Here is a 16,925-nt window from a genome sequence, read left to right as displayed (position 1 = left end):
ATCTGTCCTGTGGCTATACAGCTGCATCCATTGAAGGAAAAGCCCCATTAATTTAAAAATGCTATGATTTGCAGCAGTAAAAATTAAATTTGTACTCTATGCTGAACATGGTGCGTACTGTTACACTCAGACAGATCCAATGGATTATCTGGATCCTGGTATTCCTGATACATGTGTTGTCTATCATGGCCTTCGACCCATTCAGTCAGGCCCTGGTATATGGGGCGCTGAATGTGAGTACCTATGTCATGATTATTTACGGAAATGCATTGTTACTACTACCGCGTTTTTACGAAAAAAAGCAGATGGTGTTGTATGTATTACTGGCTTTGTTACTGATCTGCCTGGTTGCTTTTTTTCGCTATTACAGTAGTTTTTATGTGTACAATCAGTTCTTTGCTGAAAAGCCAACCCCCTTCCGCTGGTCGGGTATCGGTTCTTCCCTGATCACTTGTTTTCTGGTATACCTGACTAGTATCCTGTTTTATATCACCTTACGCTTTTTTCAACTCAAGCGGAAGCAGGAGCTATTAGAGAAGCAACATGCAGAAGCGGAACTCAATCTGCTGAAATCGCAGGTGCAGCCTCATTTTCTGTTTAATACCCTGAACAATATTTATTTTGTGGCACAGCGCGAATCACCGGCTACAGCGGTTTTGCTGGAAAAACTCTCGTTGATCCTTCGCTATTTTGTAGATGAAGCACCCAAAGAAAAAATTCCACTCTCTGCGGAACTGAATTTTATCAGCAGTTATATCGAACTGGAAAAAATGCGGATGCGTTACCCCCTGGTAGTAAAAATACAGGAAGAAACTGACCGCGAAAGGGTGGCAGTACCCCCGATGCTGCTGATACCGCTGGTGGAAAATGTATTTAAACATGGAATAGATAAGCTGAGAAAAGATAATTTTATTAACCTGTTTGTGCTGGTACACCAAAACCAACTGGAGGTCAGGGTAGAAAACCTGCTGTTGCCGGTATCGGGGAAACCTGATACAACTGGTACCGGACTGCGCAACCTCCGGAGCCGTTTATCTCTGTTGTATGGCACCGGTTATACTTTGCAGGCAGAAGAAGCGGGAAACCTGTTTGTGACACAGTTAAGCATACCCCTATGAAAAGGATCACCTGCATGATTGTAGAAGATGAACCGCATGCACTCCGGTTATTGGAGGATCATATTGGTAAACTGTCTTTTCTGCAACTGGAAGCACGTTTTTTTGATGCGATGGAAGCCCTCGCGTATTTAAAACAGCACACAATAGACCTGATTTTTCTGGATATCAACATGCCCGGCTTGTCTGGCATGGATATGGCGGCCATGCTTCCTCCCCAGCAGAAACTGATTTTTACAACTGCCTATGCTGAATATGCGCTGGACAGTTTTGAATACCAGGTAGTAGATTATTTATTGAAACCCATCAGCTTCAGACGGTTTATGCAGGCAGTGAATAAATTAACTGCATTTATGCCACAGGAAGAACTGGTTCCTGTGGTTAACAGCCCATCTGAAGAAAACGATTTTCTCTTTGTGAAAAGTGGCAAACAGGTGCATAAGATCGAGTACAATGCCATCTGTTACCTGGAAGCGTTGAAAGAATATATCGCCATTCACACCGAGACGGAAAAAATACTCGTGTATAAACGAATGAAAGAGGTAGCGGCGCAATTACCTCCGCAGTTTGTACGGATCCACAATTCTTATATTGTAAATCTTCGCCACATCAAAAATATCGAGTCTCATCTGGTAATGGTAAAAGGAGAGAGCCTGCCGGTAAGTAATGGCTACCGCGCACTTTTTCAGGAAAGAATTCAGGCAAAACTATTGTAAAACCAATTGTAAAATATGACAGTCCGCACGCTATCGGCAAGGCGCAGTATACTTACAGCATGGCTGATAGCCGGAAGCCTGGATATTATTACCGCCTGCCTGTTCTTTAGTGTCAGAACCGGTAAAGATCCTATGCGGGTGCTGCATTTTGTAGCCAGTGGTGTATTTGATAAAGCCGCTTTAACAGGCGGAGCCCTGTATGCTGTATATGGTTTGTTGCTGCATTACCTGATTGCCTTTCTGTTCACCTTTTTTTTCTTCTGGATCTATCCTAAACTGAGGTGGTTTTCCTTCAACAAATGGTTAACAGCGGTCGTATACGGATCCTTTGTATGGGCAGTGATGAACCTGCTCATTGTACCGCTCAGTCATACACCTAAATCGCCGTTTCAGCCAGGTCAGGCTATCATAGCCGCATTGATACTGATCTGTATGATAGGTCTGCCGCTATCGATCATCATCGGAAAGTATTATGCAGGCAGGAGAACGGGGGGCGGTTAAAAAGACGCCACAGATTAAGAGAGCGGCTTACCTGGCACCCAACTCTATCACTTCGCAATTTTTCATTTCCTTTCCGTCTATTACAAAACGGATCAGGGTTCTTACTTTATGCCAGCCCTGTTTGCCGGCAGCGCCGGGGTTCATGTGCAGACAATTCAATTTGTCATCATACATCACTTTCAGAATATGCGAATGGCCGCTGATGAACAGTTGTGGCTTGTGCTGCAGAATCAATGGTTTTGATTGCGGGTTGTATTTAGGCGGATAGCCGCCGATATGTGTCATCACTACTTTCACCTGTTCACATTCCCAAACGAGTGTTTCCGGAAAAAAGCCACGGATATCCTGTCCGTCAATATTGCCATACACCCCCCGCAGCGGTTTGAATTGCTGCAGAGCCTTTGATACAGCATCTGTTCCAAAATCGCCCGCATGCCAGATCTCGTCGCAATCGGCAAAATGTTTGAATACCGCTTCGTCCAGGTAATCATGCGTATCTGAAATAAGGCCGATTTTTGTCATACAACTGCTAAGTTACTGGCCGGATCGATAGGATGCTACTTGATTTATTTCTGGTTACCTTAGTCTTCTCTAATACCACAGATATTTTTCTACCCATGAGACGATTTCTTTTTTTAGCTGTTGTATTTTTCATCATTCTGTCATCCTGCAGCACAAGCCGCCGCATGGATTGGCCCCTATGGAAGGGAGCATTACCGGCTACCACCGGTACGGCTTTTTATCAATCAGTAGCTGCAGTCAAATGGCAGGAAAGGGATTCATTGGCTAAACAGGAAATATTGGCTGGCAACCTGCCTCCTTTTCTTCGGAAATTTGTCCGGATCAATCTTTCCCTCACCGATAGCGTTACCGGAAAAAAGATCCGGGCATTTTATTATGTAGCACCCGATTATATATCACTGGGTACGGATGATGACTGGGCCCGGATTCCCCTGACACCCATGGCGGCACAGGTGATCGCTGACAGCTTTCATTGTTTTTTGCCTACCCGTAAAATGGTCAATGATATTTACGAACAGGCTGCAGTAAAACTGATACCGGTACCTATGTATGCGTTCCGCGACAGTTCTGTTACCATGTGGCAGCATCACCTGATCGTTGAAGGACAAAGAAAGGGGCGAAGGGGGTTGATTGCCGGCATCAAAAAAGATGTGGTACTCTCCGGTAAAATCACCCGCGATGCCCGCCCTAACCGGGAAGCCATTTACGGCTGGCACAAACCGGATGGCAAACCCATACAACCGTTGTATACAGGACATATCAACTGGTGGGTCGATTACAGCCATGGCATACGCCTGGTGTACCGCACTATCTGGGTAAACGGTAAACCGATGGACTATACAGACGTACTGAAAAATCCCGTGCTGCAGAAATTACTGTGCGACGAGGAATGGTGCGATTTTGTACGGTATTAAGCAGGTAAAACAGATTACCCCTTACACTACAATGCTACAAATATCTTTCTTCCAGTATTGCTTTATGATGCAGTAAATGTCCGAACAGAATAAAACCAATGGCATTGGTCGTAACCGGCAAGTCGCTGGCAATACCTTGTTCAGCCAGTTGTTCTTCACTTAACGATAAAAGCAAAAGGTCAGTGGCTTTGCGAACAGCCTGAAACTCTTCCTTTAACGAAGCAAGTGTTCTTGCATGGGCATTCGAACTGAGCGCATAACTATCTTCATCAAAAGAGGCGAGTGGCGTTTTGTCTTTACGGGCGATCCGTAACGCACGATAAGAGAATATTCTTTCTGCATCTATCACATGCTGCAGCAGTTCTTTAATGGTCCATTTGCCTGCTGCATACCGGTAGTCGGCTTTCTCTTCTGGGAGTTGGGTATAGAAATCATTCATGGAAGTGGCATAACGGGCTACGGCCGCTGCTACGCTGTCTGCTTCCACTCTTGCGATATACCTCGAGAAATAGGGAGGAAATTCGGAAGCTTGTGGTCTTGCCATCAGGATTTTGGTTTGGTGTTTTTCTGAATAGTTACGTTGGAAATTTTCACAGGCTCTTTGCCTGCCAAAGAAGTGGCAGCCCGGGTGGTATCGGCTGTTTGTACCGCTTTGTAGGCGTTAATGATACCACCTGTTCTGCTTAGTATCGCAAAGGGTATTTCTTCATTTTTGGAGCCAGGTTTGATCGCCTGTATCGAAGGATCGGGTTTGATCGAAGATTCTTCAATAATCTTTTTAACCTGCACAGCAGTTAACTCAGGATAATAACCACGGATCATTGCCGCCAGGCCGCTTACGATCGGTGCCGACATACTGGTACCCTTCAGGTTGCCGTATTGGTTACCTCCGGGAAAAGTGGAGTAAATTCTTACGCCTGGTGCAAATACATCTACATTCTGTTTGCCGTAATTGCTGAAATCTGCCGCGATACTGCCGCTGATCCTGGGATCGCTGCTGGCACCTACGGTGATAAAATTGGAAGCGTTGGTATTCCATTGTTTCAGCCATGGATTGGGGAAGTTCTCTTTTTCATCCAGGTCATTGCTTTCATTACCCGATGCGTGTACAATCAAAACATCGTGCAGCTCAGCATATTTTACGGCACTGTCTACCCATCTTTTTTCAGGCGAGAAGGATTTACCAAAACTCATGTTGATCACTTTGGCACCATTATCCACTGCATAATGAATGGCCAGTGCCACGTCTTTGTCATATTCATCCCCATCAGGCACCACGCGCATCATCATCAGTTTCACATTGTCTGCCACTCCATCTATGCCCATGCCGTTGTTTCGCTGGGCCGCAATCAATCCCGATACATGGGTGCCGTGTTTGGCACTGTTCAACGGACCCATCACATCATTATTGCCATAAAACCGGTCTGTAATGTCTTCGTAATTATCTTTTATGATCTCTGCCCGGTAATCCACCGGCGGTGTGTCTTTGGATTCGAAGGCCATTTTCTTTCCTTCTACATATTCATCCAGGTCGGCAATGGTATTGGTATTTTTTTCATCCGGGTCAATACCGATCATCTTAATACAGGTGAGGTATCCAAACTTGGCTTCACGCGCGGCTTTTGTCTGGGGTTCAAATCTTTCCAGTTTTTCACAGGTATACTCTTCGCAACCCATTTCTTTGCGCAGCACTTTATCGTGGCGTTTGATGGCTTTGGCGGTTACTTCCACAAACATCAGTTCTACCTGCTCGTCTGAACTGAAGCTGATCTCATTGGCCGCTTTGCGCCAGATCACATATTGTTCCCGCTCATTGCCTACCAAAGAAGCCGTATCTACCGACTTACCAGTGAATTTGCCTTTTAAGCGGTGGTATACCCTTGATCTTTCGTCAGATGTTCTGCATACATCGCGTCCATCTTTTCCTCCCAGAAAATTCCATCCATACACATCATCTACATATCCGTTTCCATCATCATCTTTTCCGTTGCCGGGAATTTCTTTAGGGTTGTGCCAGAGAATATTCTTCAGGTCCTCATGCGTTGTATCTACGCCTGAATCGAGTACCGCTACGATCACGGGTTTGGCTGATTTTCTTTTTTCTCTGAGAAAAGTATAGGCTTTGTTAAGGCTGATGCCATAAAAGGAATCCTGTGCATAATCCAGCAGATGCCAGCCCCTGGGGGCTTCGGTTTGTGCATGTCCCTGTTGGTACATGAAAGGCAGGGCCACGATGGCTAAGACAATCCCACGACGCATCATTGTGTAAAAGTTTTTCCTATATCTACAAATTTGAGAAATGATCATGATAAAATAACAATCGACACCCTGTTTTAGGAAAACATTAAGTGAATCGGGATTTGTCTGTTATTTTATTGATTATCAGTTAACTATCGGTACTTAATTACCGCAGATTCACAGATAATAATGCGGGAATTTGCGGCTTTCGGATCTGTCCTTTAAGGTTTCTTGGTTAACAGATCATTGGGGGTAAGCGGATGGCTTAAAAGCTGGCCAAACAGTTCCCATCTTTTGTCGGGTGCTGTTTCTGTACCGCCATTGGCTTCGATATAATTTTTCACCAGGTCTTTGCCGTAATTATAGTTGATCACATAACTACGGTTCACACGGATAAAACTGATGGATTTCAGCGCAGTTTCTTCGTTATTCAATCCATATTCCTTCAGCCAGTGCAGTGCTCCAGCTTCGTTCATCGTGCCGTTTAATAACCCCCTCGCTACTTCATTGCGTACATAATTCAATTGGCCCTTCAACTCAAGGGCGGTGTAATAGCGGTCAAGACCCGTAGTGTCCAGTCCGGCCAATGGTAACAATACCTCTTTGGTAAATGCGTTTTTTTCCTTGCCCGGGAAAGTAACTTCTATGCCATAATTGGCACTGCCTTCGGCGATGAGTGATTGCGGACTGAAAAGCGGATACAAAGAAATCTCCACCCAGCCTTTATCAGCGTAGAGATTTTTTTCAAGCAGCATATTGTACACATGGTGTCCGGGGTAACTTTCATGGCTACCCACGTCAATGGCTTTGTCGATAAAAATTTTCAGATCGGTGTTGAACTGTACAAGGCTTTGGTAATGCCCCTTGTACCAGTTATATCCGCTCCAGGGTTTGTTGGTCACATATTCCAGTTTAAAATCCTCCTCCGCCGGCAGGGTATAATGTGCTTTGGTTCGTTTACGGCATTCGGCGATCGCTGTTTTAAAAACCGTATCTATCTTGCTGGTGGGAATGATAAAACGGTTGGCCAGTTCCTGGAAGCGATTGTTGAGGCTTCCTTTCCCCGGCAGTATACCATCCAGCCTGGCCACCAGTTCCTGGAAATGAGATTCCGGATAAGCGGGTACGGTTACCCCGAATAAGGCGTTGGTTTCTTGATCGAAAGCTGGTAGCTGACCCGCTACGATACGGATCCTGCCGGCAAAAGCCGTTAACTGGGCATTGATCCAGCGCACCCGGGCCAGCAGGGTGTCATTTTTTTCTTCTTTGGCCAGTGTATTGATCTCCTCCGTTAATGCCTGCACGGCCTTTAACAAACTGTCTTTGGGAAATACCGCCGCTTTGTTACCAACAGGGCGTAAAGAATCGGGCCCGTAATAGGCATCTACGAATGCTTCATCATACTGGCCAATGGTAAGCCCCAACCGAACATATTTTTCTGCCAACTGGTTTAATTGAGCGCCGGTGTTTGATGGGGTGGTTGGTTGCGAACAGGCCACTGTCAGCAGCAGGAGGGAGAAGAGAAAGATTTTTTGCATAGTGATATCGTTAGGTTAAAGTTGCTGATATTCTGGCAATCTGCCCCGGTTTTACCGGTAAAATACAGGAAGATTGGTTTTGTGATGGCCATTGCAAAAAAATCAGTGCATTGTGTATACCGGGAATCCAACAAACTCCTTATATTAGGTTCAGGATTTTGCCTGAAAGGATTCTCACTTCCCAAACGATTGTTATGTCTTATACCTCTACTGTACGTATGGAATGGGTTCAGCAATGGATGGCCGATAAACGCGAGCCGCATACGATTGAAGAAGAACTCAGACTTTTGGGTTTGGGTGCAGATCATATTGAGGGACACCTGTCGGAATATAAAAAACTCAGGCATTCAAAGCGACTTACTACCGGGTTTATCTGGCTCGCTATCGGCGCTTTCCTTGGCTTTGTGAGTTGCGTACTCTCCCTCACCAATCCTTTTCCGGCATTGTATTTCTGGATCCTTTACGGACTTACCTCGGTGGCCATCGCACTGATCTTTGTAGGACTTTATTTTATTTTTGAAGACTAAGAAATTATCTCCGGCTTTCTTTAATGGCTTTGATCAGTTTGTTGTTCCTTCTTTCTGCGCGTGCATTCTGCAAAGACATAACGGCCCATAAAGCTGCCGGTAACCAGCCCAGCAGGGTTAGCTGTAACAGCAAACAAATTACCGCCGTAAAAATCTTTCCCCTGAAAAAGAAAGACAGGAAGGGAAAAAGAATGGCTAATAACATATCCCTGGTTGGTTTATGGTTTGGGTAACATTGGCTGTTACATCGCTTTAGAGGTCAAATACGATGCCCTGTGCCAGTGGCAGTTTATCGCTCCAGTTAATGGTATTGGTTTGTCTGCGCATATAGGCTTTCCAGGCATCACTTCCGCTTTCACGTCCGCCGCCGGTTTCTTTCTCTCCACCAAAAGCACCACCAATTTCAGCACCACTGGTCCCGATATTCACATTGGCAATACCGCAATCGCTGCCGGCATGTGAGAGGAAGCGTTCCGCTTCGCGCATATTCAATGTCATGATGGAAGAGGAAAGTCCTTGTGGCACACCATTCTGCAAAGCAATGGCTTCCTCCAGCGTATTGTATTTCATCAGGTAGAGAATAGGGGCAAAGGTTTCATGTTGCACAATAGCCATCTCGTTTCTGGCTTCGGCTATACAGGGTTTTACATAACAACCGCTTTCATATCCCTTTCCTTCCAATACGCCTCCTTCTACCAGGAAACGGCCACCCTGCTGTTTACACTGTTCAATAGAATGCAGGTACATTTTTACGGCATCGGTATCTATCAGGGGACCCACATGGTTATGGGTATCCAGCGGATCACCGATCCGTAACTGGCCATAGGCTTTTACCAGTTTGGCAGTAAAACTATCATACACAGATTCGTGAATGATCAGTCTGCGGGTTGTGGTACAACGCTGTCCGGCAGTGCCCACCGCTCCGAAAACCGCACCAATCAACGACATATCCAGGTCTGCGTCTTTGGAAATGATGATGGCATTGTTTCCACCCAGTTCCAGAATGCTTTTGCCCAAACGGCCGGCTACAGCGGCACTCAGTGCTTTACCCATGCGGGTAGATCCGGTGGCAGATACCAGCGGAATGCGGGTATCATTACTCATCCATTCGCCTACTTCACGTCCGCCCTGTACCAGTCCATTTACGCCTTCGGGTACATTATTCTTAGAAAATACTTCTGCTACAATTTTTTGTACGGCAATACCGCATAAAGGTGTTTTTTCACTGGGTTTCCAGATAGTCACGTTTCCGCAAACCCAGGCCAGTGCCGCATTCCAGCTCCATACGGCCACAGGGAAGTTAAAGGCGGAAATGATGCTTACAATACCCAGTGGGTGCCATTGCTCATACATACGGTGTGCCGGGCGCTCGCTGTGCATGGTTAAACCATATAACTGGCGCGAAAGACCCACAGCAAAATCACAGATATCTATCATTTCCTGTACTTCTCCGTATCCTTCCTGCAGACTCTTGCCCATTTCATAACTCACCAGTTTTCCCAGTGCTTCTTTGTTGGCACGAAGAGCATCACCTACCTGTCGTACAATTTCGCCGCGTTTAGGGGCGGGCCACATACGCCAAACCGCAAAAGCTTCCTGCGCTTTGGCGATGGTTGCTTCGTAGGCAGTTGTGTCGGTAGCTGTTACGGAACCGATGGTTTTCCCGTCAACGGGCGAGAAAGAGTCGATTTGATTGCCATTACTGTTGATCCATACGGTGCCGGTAGACGTACCGTGATTCTGTGCGGTGATGCCGAGTTGTTTAAGGAATTCCATACTGCAAAAGTACCACCAAACCGGATATTCCCCAACCCCAGTATGCAGGAGTTGATAAATTAATGTTTTCGAAGCAGCAGGTTCCGATACCTGTAGCGGGGCCTATATAGGTTAATAACGTAAAACCTTACTACACAATAACTGAAGAAGAAGATCTGAGGCTGTAAAGGCGCTAAAAGAAAAAGGTACCACCTGTTGAGAACAACCGCTGGTACCTTTCATCAAAACCTTGCATGAAACATTTATGAAAAATGATCCCTGTAAAAGTATTTATCGATACAACATTGTTCAATTTATATAGGCGAGCAGGCCTATTGAATCGGGGAATTACTTGGTTTTAGAAATCGTTAACAATTGGTCATATACCTGACTGTAACTGCTGCCGATGGGAATCTCTTTACCGGCGGTCCAGAGTTTGGTTTTGCTGAACTTTTCGATACGTGCCAGCGGCACAATAAAAGAGCGGTGTACCCTTACAAAATCCCGGGAAGGAAGTTTTTCCTGTATACTTTTTAGTGTCATTAAAGTAAGTACAGGATTAGGCTTGATATAGATTTTGATATAATCGTCCAGTGCTTCTATCAGCTCAATGTCTTTCAGGTTGATCTTCATGATCTCATAGTTCACTTTCACGAAGATGGAATTGAGCTGCAGTTCCTGCGAACTGAGGAACTCGATATACTCTTTCACCTTGTAACAGGCTTTCAGAAAACGGTCGTACTCAAAGGGTTTCAGCAGGTAATCAACAGCGTCTACATTAAACCCCTCTGCTGCAAAATCTTTGTATGCGGTGGTAAATACAACCGGTGGCTTCTGGGGCAATGACTTATAGAACTGCATCCCGTTGATATCGGGCATTTGTATGTCGAGAAAAAGCAGGTCTACCGCATTTTCCTGCAGCCAGGCTTTGGCTTCGTCTGTATTAGTGAAGGTTTTTTCCAGTTTCAGGAAGGAGATCTTGCTGCAATACTCGTTAATGAGTTGCAGTGCTAAGGGTTCGTCATCAATGGCTATGCAGTGTATCATCAGGTCACAATTTCCAGGTGAACATTATAATAATTGTCTTTCTCAAAACTGGTTAGTTTGTGTTTGCCGGGATACATCAGTTCCAGTCTTCTTTTTACATTGTTGATTCCGATACCGGTATTTTCCATCAGGTTATTTTCTGAAGGTACAATATAATTGACAGCTGTAAAGATGATCCTGTTCCCTTCCGTTCTGATCTCGATGGTGATGCTGGATGCCTCTTTGGTACTAACCCCATATTTAAAGGCATTTTCTACAAACGGGATAAAAAGCAGCGGGGCTACCAGCAGGTTATCGGTTGATCCTTCCGTTGTAAAATTGAGTGTTACTTTATCCGTTAACCTTACTTTCTGCAGATCAATAAAATTGTGCGTGAATTCCACTTCATTCTGTAAAGGTACGAGGTCCCTCTGCGTTTCTGTTAGGATATACCGCATAATGGAAGATAGTTTCATTACAGCCGGTGCCGTTTTCTCACTTCTGACCACGGCCAGTGAATAAATATTATTCAGCGTATTGAAAAAGAAATGCGGGTTCACCTGCGATTTCAGGAATGACAATTCTGTATTCAGTTTTTCATTCTCTGTTTCTTTCCGGTTCTGTTCTGTCTGCAACCAGCGTTGAATCACAGAGATACAGGTGCCTACTGTAAAAATCAGCAGGAAAAGAACGGTGTTGTATGGGTCTGCCACTGGTCTTCTTCCGCGCATGTAACCGGTAAACCTTGGTTTCCCTTTAAATGCCGGGTTGCGGATAAACTCTCGGTTATTGGGATTAAAGGGTTCGGGTTCTGCAATGAACAAGGCAATTTGTTTGGGGGCGTAGAGAAATACAACCAAACAAACCACAATCGACAGGATATAATAAAACCATTTTTCTTTAGCCAGAAAACGCGGGATCAATAACAAAGTGTTGAGGTAATAAAACAATACCAGAAATACATTATTACAGATGATGGAAGCCAACTGATGATTGCTCATACTGAAATCGCGCAGCCTTGGAAAAAAAACCAGGTAGGGGAGGGTGAAAAAGCAAAGCCATGCTGCACTGTGTGCAATCAGCGTTACTAGTTTCTTATTGTTATTCAATGGCATATATCAACTTGTTTAAAAGCTCATCACATATTTGGTCCAGAAGCTCTGTTCCTTCATCCGGCTGTCTACACTTCCAAAATTAGCACCACCACCTCCGGTATTTCCGCCACCGGCACGTGAACCACCGTTTCTTCCGCTGCCTCCACCAGAGGGTCTGCCGCTTCCGGCAGGTACACCTACCAACTGGGTGGATGTACTTACGGGTCCTCCTGCATTTGGCATCTCCATTCCGTTAATCTTCCATCCAATACTCAGTGTTTTGCCGCTAAGAGCAGTTTGTCCTCCGAGAAAACTGAGTGGTACCAGGTATTCGATGTAGAAATTATTGGCTTCATCCCAATCAAATGCAAGGTTGATGCTATTGGGTTGACTGATCAGCTGGTTTTGATCTTCCTTATCATCAAAGCCGAAAGTTTTCAGCAGAATCATAGTAGCTGCTAATCTTTCCCGCATTTCTTTGGGGTCTGGTCTGCCACCCTCGCCCGGCTCACCGCCAGGTCTTCCGCCCCGTCCACCACCACTTTCCCTTTTAAGCGGGAAGCTGATGCCTGTTCTTTCTCTTTTCCTGCCTTTGTTGTCCATATACAAATCCATCCCAAACGACATCATTTTCATCTGCAGCTGCAGATCCGTTACTTTCATGGCGAGGTAGAGGTTGCTAACATCATGATCAATTGCGTATTGTATATTCGTTTCTTTATCTGTTTCAAACCTGCCCGTATTCCATTCATTGATATTGCCATCCAGCACATGATTAATCCTTACCGAATCACTTACCATTTTTGCCTGTGTGGAGGTTAACAGGCAGAGCATAGGCAGTATAGCCACAAAAAGATTCTTTTTCATGTGCAGTTGGTTTGTACCAAATCTATTCAGCCCAATCATGCCGGTAAAAGATTATGGGTGAAAATATGGGTCTTATCGGTGAAGAACTCAGTAAGATTCCTGCTGGTTGGGGAAATCCCGGGATTTTACGTCACGGATATATTGTTGTACCGCTCCGGTTACCTGCGTTTCCAGATCCAGGTACTGGCGCAGAAAACGGGGTTTGAAAGTATTGTTGATGCCGAGCATATCATGCATGACCAATACCTGTCCGTCGCAATCGGCCCCGGCTCCAATCCCAATCGTTGGGATCTGCAGTTGCTGGCTCACTTTCTTAGCAAGTTGTGCGGGGATTTTTTCCAGTACAAGGGCAAAACAGCCTGCCTCCTGCAACAGTAATGCATCCCTGGTCAGCTTTTCCGCTTCCGCTTCTTCTTTGGCCCGAACGGTATAGGTGCCGAACTGGTAGATAGACTGTGGCGTAAGCCCGAGATGGCCCATTACCGGTATGCCTGCGGCAACAATACGTTTGATACTGTTTATCACTTCTTCGCCTCCTTCCAGTTTCACTGAATGGCCGCCGGCTTCTTTCATGATGCGGATGGCCGATGCTACGGCGATATCCGGATTGGATTGATAGGAACCAAAAGGCAGATCCACTACTACCAGGCAACGGTCTACGCCCCGTACCACACATTGCGCATGGTAGATCATCTGGTCCAGTGTAATGGGAAGGGTGGTTTCATGTCCGGCCATTACATTACTGGCACTATCGCCCACGAGTATCACATCAATACCTGCCGCATCAAAGAGGCGGGCAAAGGAATAATCATAGGCGGTGATCATGGAGATCCTGGCGCCCTGGGTTTTCATCTGTTGTAAAGTGTGGGTGGTGATTTTTTTGATCTCTTTATGGGAAGACATTTGAAAATTTTTTAAAGGGACAGAAAAGGGGAATATGCCTCTGCTTTAGAATAAAACATATTCAAATGCCGGTATGAAAATACTAAGATTTGGAAGATTCTCATAGACTGCTTCAAAACCCGGGTATAGTGGTTACGAAGTAATACCCTTGGCTGCCAGTTCGTAGTAAAGATGCTGTATCAATCCATCTGCCAGGCCTATTTTAGGCACATAGATCTCCGCTGCATCTGCCCAGCGCATTACGTTGATATAGATCTGCAGGGCCGGTACAATTACATCGGCCCGGTCTTCGCGGAGTTTGTAGATATTGATCCTGTCTTCCAGCGAAAAACTGGCGATCTCTTTATAATAATCTTTCAGCAGTTCGAGGTTCAGGGGTTTGCCGTCTTTTTTCTTACTCAGCGAAAACACTTTATTGATGTTGCCACCCGTGCCGATAGCGGTGATCTGTTTAAACCCTTTGGTTTTTACTTTGATGAAATCTTTCATCTCGTCCCACTTCCTTTCATCCACCATGTCTTTCAGCAAACGGATGGTGCCGATATTGAACGACTGCTTGAATACCAGTTTGCCATCGGCAAAAAAAGTAAGTTCTGTACTGCCCCCACCTACATCAATGTATAAATAACTGTGTTCCGTATCCATATGTTCTGCCACATGGTTCTCGTAGATGAGGGATGCTTCCAGATCGCCGCTGATAATCTCGATCTCCAGGCCGGTTTCCAGTTTCACTTTGCGGATCAGGTCGGAACTATTACTGGCATCGCGCATGGCGCTGGTGGCGCAGGCGATCACATTTTTCACACCATATGCATTAATGAGATGCCCATAGGCTTTCATGGTCTGCAATACCATACCTCTTTTTTCTTTGGAGATTTCCCCTTTTTCAAACACATCAAAACCGAGGCGTAGGGGTACACGTACCAGGTTCAGTTTATTGAACTGGGGGTTGCCTTCACGGTCCTGGCTTACTTCGGTGATCAGTAACCTCGCGGCATTACTCCCGATATCAATGGCTGCTAACCTCACTGTTCACTACATTTTTCTTGTGCAGGTAATGGTACGTTTCTATCTGTGAACGCACCTGTCTTTTACCCGCGGAAGGTACATAGTTGTTGGTTAAGTCATTGTCGAGGATTCTCGCTTTTACGTTATCTCTTAATTGAATGTGGATAATCTCTTTCAATTCTGCGCAGATAGAAGGGTCTGTTACGGGAATGGCAGCTTCTACCCGGTGGTCCAGGTTGCGTACCATCCAGTCGGCACTGGAGATATAAATCTTTTCCTTACCCAGGTTATGGAAAATGATGACCCTGGCATGTTCGAGGTATTCATCTACAATACTGATCGCACTGACTTCTCCCTTTTCTTTTTTCGGATCACGCAGCATACAATAAATACCTCTGATAACCATCCGGATAGACACCCCCGCCCTGGCCGCTTCGCCGAGTTTGGCAATCAGGGTGGCATCACTCAAAGAATTTACTTTGAGAATGATACCGGCTTCCTTACCGGCTTTGGCATTTTTGATCTCGCGGTCTATCAGGGTCATCAGCGACTGCCGCATATTGGTTGGACAAACCAGCAGGGTTTTACACATCCGTAGATGCTGGATCCCCGTTTTCCAGTTTTCGAGGTAATGAAAAATGCGGTTGATATCGGCCATCACATTGCGGTTGGCTGTTAGCAGGCAATGATCTCCATACACAATGGCTGTTTTTTCATTCAGGTTACCGGTACTTACAAAACCATACTGGATGGTTTTGTTGCCTTTTCTTTTTTTAATGATACAGAGTTTGGCATGAATCTTCATTTTGGGTACGCCCAGTAATACGGTAACCCCTTCTTCTTCCAGTACTTTTTTCCATTCCAGGTTGGCTTCTTCATCAAAGCGGGCTTTCAGTTCCAGCATCACCACCACTTCCTTACCATTACGGGCGGCGTTGATAAGCGCATTGATCACTTTTGAATTGGATGCCAGGCGGTAGGCTGTTAGTTTGATCGAGTTCACATCCGGATCCATGGCTGCTTCGCGCAGCAGGTCTATCACCGCATTGAAAGAATGGTAGGGAAAATGCAGCATCACATCTTTCTTGATGATCACATCCGTTACCCGCATCGAACTCTGCAGAGCCGGATGTGTAAAGGCAGAACGGCGGGTACTTTTGGTGTTGAACACATCCGGGAAATCCATGAAATGCCGGAAATTGTGGATGCGTCCGCCGGGAATGATATTGCTTTTCCGGTTCAGGCTCAACCTGCGTATCAGGTATTCGAGTAAACCGGCATCCATTTCTTTATCATATACAAAACGAACGGGTTTGCCCTTACGGCGGTTCTTTAAGCCCTTTTCAATCTTCTCTACAAAACTGGTACTAACATCATTATCGAGATCGATCTCGGCATCTTTGGTAACCTTGAACACATGTGATTCAAAATGGTCATACCCGAAATAGGAGAAGATCACCGGCAGGTTATAGCGTACTACATCTTCCAGCAGAATAATATTTTTTTCTGACGATTTGGAAGGTAGCTGTATAAAGCGGCCGATGGCTCTGGCCGGTACTTCGATGAGGGCATATTTCTGCTGGTAAGCAGAATTCTTTTTCCGCATTACTACACCGAGATAAATACTTTTATCACGCAGGTAGGGGAGTTGCGGCAGACTCTCAATCATCAGCGGGATGATATTGGAGCGGACTTCTTCTTCAAAGAATTTTTTTACGAACGACTGCTGCTCGCGGGTAAGTTTTTTTTCTGTTACGAGTTGGATATTGGCTTTTTTCAATTCTTTCTGTATACCTGCCCAGATCCGGTTAAACTCGTTCTGCTGCTGTAATACAATGGTCTGGATCTGGTCAAGGATCTGCTGGGGGGCTTCTTCCATGTGCATGTTCAGCTTCCTGCGTTTCTCGCTGAATTCCAGCATCCGTTTCAGCGTGGCCACGCGAACACGGAAGAACTCATCCATATTGTTGGAAAAAATACCCAAAAAACGGATCCGTTCTTTTAAAGGAACACCCGGATCATTGGCTTCCTGTAATACCCTTGCATTAAAACTGAGCCAACTGATATCTCTCTGAATAAGTAATTTTTTTGCCATGCGCTGGGAGAGAAATTTGGAAAGGTGGATGATGTAATTGGTATTTGTTTTCTCTCCCGTCAAATATAAGAAACACCGTTTTTCAGGAATGTTAAGTTTATCAGAT

At 45.4% G+C, this 16,925-nt stretch carries 17 protein-coding genes; 5 read left to right on the top strand and 12 right to left on the bottom strand.

Annotation, left to right across the window (positions count from 1 at the left end; translation table 11 throughout):
• Positions 1-98: 98 nt before the first annotated feature.
• From AC1RNB_RS09805 to AC1RNB_RS09795, 3 genes are read left to right on the top strand one after another with little or no spacing between them, the layout of a single operon-like run.
• The gene (locus tag AC1RNB_RS09805; protein WP_493082497.1) at positions 99-1,118 is read left to right on the top strand and encodes a sensor histidine kinase; all 1,020 of its coding nucleotides are present in this window, start codon (positions 99-101) and stop codon (positions 1,116-1,118) included.
• Entirely contained in the window at positions 1,115-1,831 is a 717-nt protein-coding gene (locus tag AC1RNB_RS09800) for a LytR/AlgR family response regulator transcription factor (RefSeq protein WP_493082496.1), read from the top strand. Before AC1RNB_RS09805 ends, AC1RNB_RS09800 begins: the two co-directional genes overlap by 4 nt.
• 15 nt (positions 1,832-1,846) lie before the next feature.
• Positions 1,847-2,332, top strand: a complete 486-nt coding sequence (locus AC1RNB_RS09795) for a hypothetical protein (protein ID WP_493082495.1) — start codon at positions 1,847-1,849, stop codon at positions 2,330-2,332.
• 27 nt (positions 2,333-2,359) lie between these two features.
• On the opposite strand, the gene AC1RNB_RS09790 is transcribed toward AC1RNB_RS09795, so the two are convergent.
• The gene (locus AC1RNB_RS09790) at positions 2,360-2,854 is read right to left on the bottom strand and encodes a metallophosphoesterase family protein (protein ID WP_493082494.1); all 495 of its coding nucleotides are present in this window, start codon (positions 2,852-2,854) and stop codon (positions 2,360-2,362) included.
• A 95-nt stretch (positions 2,855-2,949) separates the two neighbouring features.
• Here AC1RNB_RS09790 and AC1RNB_RS09785 point away from each other — a divergent pair, with 95 nt between their 5' ends.
• Positions 2,950-3,768, top strand: a complete 819-nt coding sequence (locus AC1RNB_RS09785; protein WP_493082493.1) for a hypothetical protein — start codon at positions 2,950-2,952, stop codon at positions 3,766-3,768.
• Positions 3,769-3,802: 34 nt separating this feature from the next.
• On the opposite strand, the gene AC1RNB_RS09780 is transcribed toward AC1RNB_RS09785, so the two are convergent.
• The 3 genes from AC1RNB_RS09780 to AC1RNB_RS09770 form a co-directional block, all read right to left on the bottom strand.
• Entirely contained in the window at positions 3,803-4,312 is a 510-nt protein-coding gene (locus tag AC1RNB_RS09780; protein ID WP_493082492.1) for a DinB family protein, read from the bottom strand.
• Positions 4,312-6,030 carry a S8 family peptidase gene (locus AC1RNB_RS09775; protein WP_493082491.1) on the bottom strand — a complete coding sequence of 573 codons (1,719 nt, stop codon included), beginning with the start codon at positions 6,028-6,030 and terminating at the stop codon, positions 4,312-4,314. Before AC1RNB_RS09775 ends, AC1RNB_RS09780 begins: the two co-directional genes overlap by 1 nt.
• Before the next feature lie 197 nt (positions 6,031-6,227).
• Positions 6,228-7,544, bottom strand: coding sequence for a hypothetical protein (locus AC1RNB_RS09770; protein WP_493082490.1), 1,317 nt, complete (start codon positions 7,542-7,544; stop codon positions 6,228-6,230).
• 194 nt (positions 7,545-7,738) lie between these two features.
• On the opposite strand from AC1RNB_RS09770, the gene AC1RNB_RS09765 reads away from it, so the two are divergent.
• Complete coding sequence (locus tag AC1RNB_RS09765; protein ID WP_493082489.1) at positions 7,739-8,071, top strand: hypothetical protein; 333 nt, start codon at positions 7,739-7,741, stop codon at positions 8,069-8,071.
• Between the two features lie 4 nt (positions 8,072-8,075).
• On the opposite strand, the gene AC1RNB_RS09760 is transcribed toward AC1RNB_RS09765, so the two are convergent.
• The 8 genes from AC1RNB_RS09760 to ppk1 all read right to left on the bottom strand — a co-directional run bounded on the left by AC1RNB_RS09760 (position 8,076) and on the right by ppk1 (position 16,819).
• Complete coding sequence (locus tag AC1RNB_RS09760) at positions 8,076-8,276, bottom strand: YqaE/Pmp3 family membrane protein (protein WP_493082488.1); 201 nt, start codon at positions 8,274-8,276, stop codon at positions 8,076-8,078.
• A 47-nt stretch (positions 8,277-8,323) separates the two neighbouring features.
• Complete coding sequence (gene amaB / locus AC1RNB_RS09755; protein ID WP_493082487.1) at positions 8,324-9,847, bottom strand: L-piperidine-6-carboxylate dehydrogenase; 1,524 nt, start codon at positions 9,845-9,847, stop codon at positions 8,324-8,326.
• 327 nt (positions 9,848-10,174) lie between these two features.
• Positions 10,175-10,873: a LytR/AlgR family response regulator transcription factor gene (locus AC1RNB_RS09750; protein WP_493082486.1), complete on the bottom strand. Its 699-nt coding sequence runs from the start codon at positions 10,871-10,873 to the stop codon at positions 10,175-10,177.
• Positions 10,873-11,967 (bottom strand): sensor histidine kinase, encoded by a 1,095-nt coding sequence (locus tag AC1RNB_RS09745; protein WP_493082485.1) that lies wholly within the window; start codon positions 11,965-11,967, stop codon positions 10,873-10,875. The genes AC1RNB_RS09750 and AC1RNB_RS09745 overlap by 1 nt, the downstream gene beginning before the upstream one ends.
• A 12-nt stretch (positions 11,968-11,979) precedes the next feature.
• Positions 11,980-12,813 (bottom strand): hypothetical protein, encoded by an 834-nt coding sequence (locus AC1RNB_RS09740; protein WP_493082484.1) that lies wholly within the window; start codon positions 12,811-12,813, stop codon positions 11,980-11,982.
• A gap of 87 nt (positions 12,814-12,900) precedes the next feature.
• On the bottom strand, positions 12,901-13,716 hold the full coding sequence (panB, locus tag AC1RNB_RS09735) for a 3-methyl-2-oxobutanoate hydroxymethyltransferase (RefSeq protein WP_493082483.1): 816 nt from the start codon (positions 13,714-13,716) through the stop codon (positions 12,901-12,903).
• 132 nt (positions 13,717-13,848) lie between these two features.
• On the bottom strand, positions 13,849-14,745 hold the full coding sequence (locus AC1RNB_RS09730) for a Ppx/GppA phosphatase family protein (RefSeq protein WP_493082482.1): 897 nt from the start codon (positions 14,743-14,745) through the stop codon (positions 13,849-13,851).
• The gene (ppk1, locus tag AC1RNB_RS09725) at positions 14,726-16,819 is read right to left on the bottom strand and encodes a polyphosphate kinase 1 (protein ID WP_493082481.1); all 2,094 of its coding nucleotides are present in this window, start codon (positions 16,817-16,819) and stop codon (positions 14,726-14,728) included. The genes AC1RNB_RS09730 and ppk1 overlap by 20 nt, the downstream gene beginning before the upstream one ends.
• Between the last annotated feature and the right edge of the window lie 106 nt (positions 16,820-16,925).

Source organism: Sediminibacterium sp. GW821-FHT12F12, assembly GCF_058806635.1.
This window is presented reverse-complemented; position numbering and strand designations above follow the sequence as displayed.

What these genes read in the sequence shown, in the direction of transcription:
- AC1RNB_RS09805 (WP_493082497.1), top strand. Translation starts at nt 99, where the DNA reads ATGCTGAACATGGTGCGTACTGTTACACTCAGACAGATCCAATGGATT.
- AC1RNB_RS09800 (WP_493082496.1), top strand. Translation starts at nt 1,115, where the DNA reads ATGAAAAGGATCACCTGCATGATTGTAGAAGATGAACCGCATGCACTC.
- AC1RNB_RS09795 (WP_493082495.1), top strand. Translation starts at nt 1,847, where the DNA reads ATGACAGTCCGCACGCTATCGGCAAGGCGCAGTATACTTACAGCATGG.
- AC1RNB_RS09790 (WP_493082494.1), bottom strand. Translation starts at nt 2,854, where the DNA reads ATGACAAAAATCGGCCTTATTTCAGATACGCATGATTACCTGGACGAA.
- AC1RNB_RS09785 (WP_493082493.1), top strand. Translation starts at nt 2,950, where the DNA reads ATGAGACGATTTCTTTTTTTAGCTGTTGTATTTTTCATCATTCTGTCA.
- AC1RNB_RS09780 (WP_493082492.1), bottom strand. Translation starts at nt 4,312, where the DNA reads ATGGCAAGACCACAAGCTTCCGAATTTCCTCCCTATTTCTCGAGGTAT.
- AC1RNB_RS09775 (WP_493082491.1), bottom strand. Translation starts at nt 6,030, where the DNA reads ATGATGCGTCGTGGGATTGTCTTAGCCATCGTGGCCCTGCCTTTCATG.
- AC1RNB_RS09770 (WP_493082490.1), bottom strand. Translation starts at nt 7,544, where the DNA reads ATGCAAAAAATCTTTCTCTTCTCCCTCCTGCTGCTGACAGTGGCCTGT.
- AC1RNB_RS09765 (WP_493082489.1), top strand. Translation starts at nt 7,739, where the DNA reads ATGTCTTATACCTCTACTGTACGTATGGAATGGGTTCAGCAATGGATG.
- AC1RNB_RS09760 (WP_493082488.1), bottom strand. Translation starts at nt 8,276, where the DNA reads ATGTTATTAGCCATTCTTTTTCCCTTCCTGTCTTTCTTTTTCAGGGGA.
- amaB (WP_493082487.1), bottom strand. Translation starts at nt 9,847, where the DNA reads ATGGAATTCCTTAAACAACTCGGCATCACCGCACAGAATCACGGTACG.
- AC1RNB_RS09750 (WP_493082486.1), bottom strand. Translation starts at nt 10,873, where the DNA reads ATGATACACTGCATAGCCATTGATGACGAACCCTTAGCACTGCAACTC.
- AC1RNB_RS09745 (WP_493082485.1), bottom strand. Translation starts at nt 11,967, where the DNA reads ATGCCATTGAATAACAATAAGAAACTAGTAACGCTGATTGCACACAGT.
- AC1RNB_RS09740 (WP_493082484.1), bottom strand. Translation starts at nt 12,813, where the DNA reads ATGAAAAAGAATCTTTTTGTGGCTATACTGCCTATGCTCTGCCTGTTA.
- panB (WP_493082483.1), bottom strand. Translation starts at nt 13,716, where the DNA reads ATGTCTTCCCATAAAGAGATCAAAAAAATCACCACCCACACTTTACAA.
- ppk1 (WP_493082481.1), bottom strand. Translation starts at nt 16,819, where the DNA reads ATGGCAAAAAAATTACTTATTCAGAGAGATATCAGTTGGCTCAGTTTT.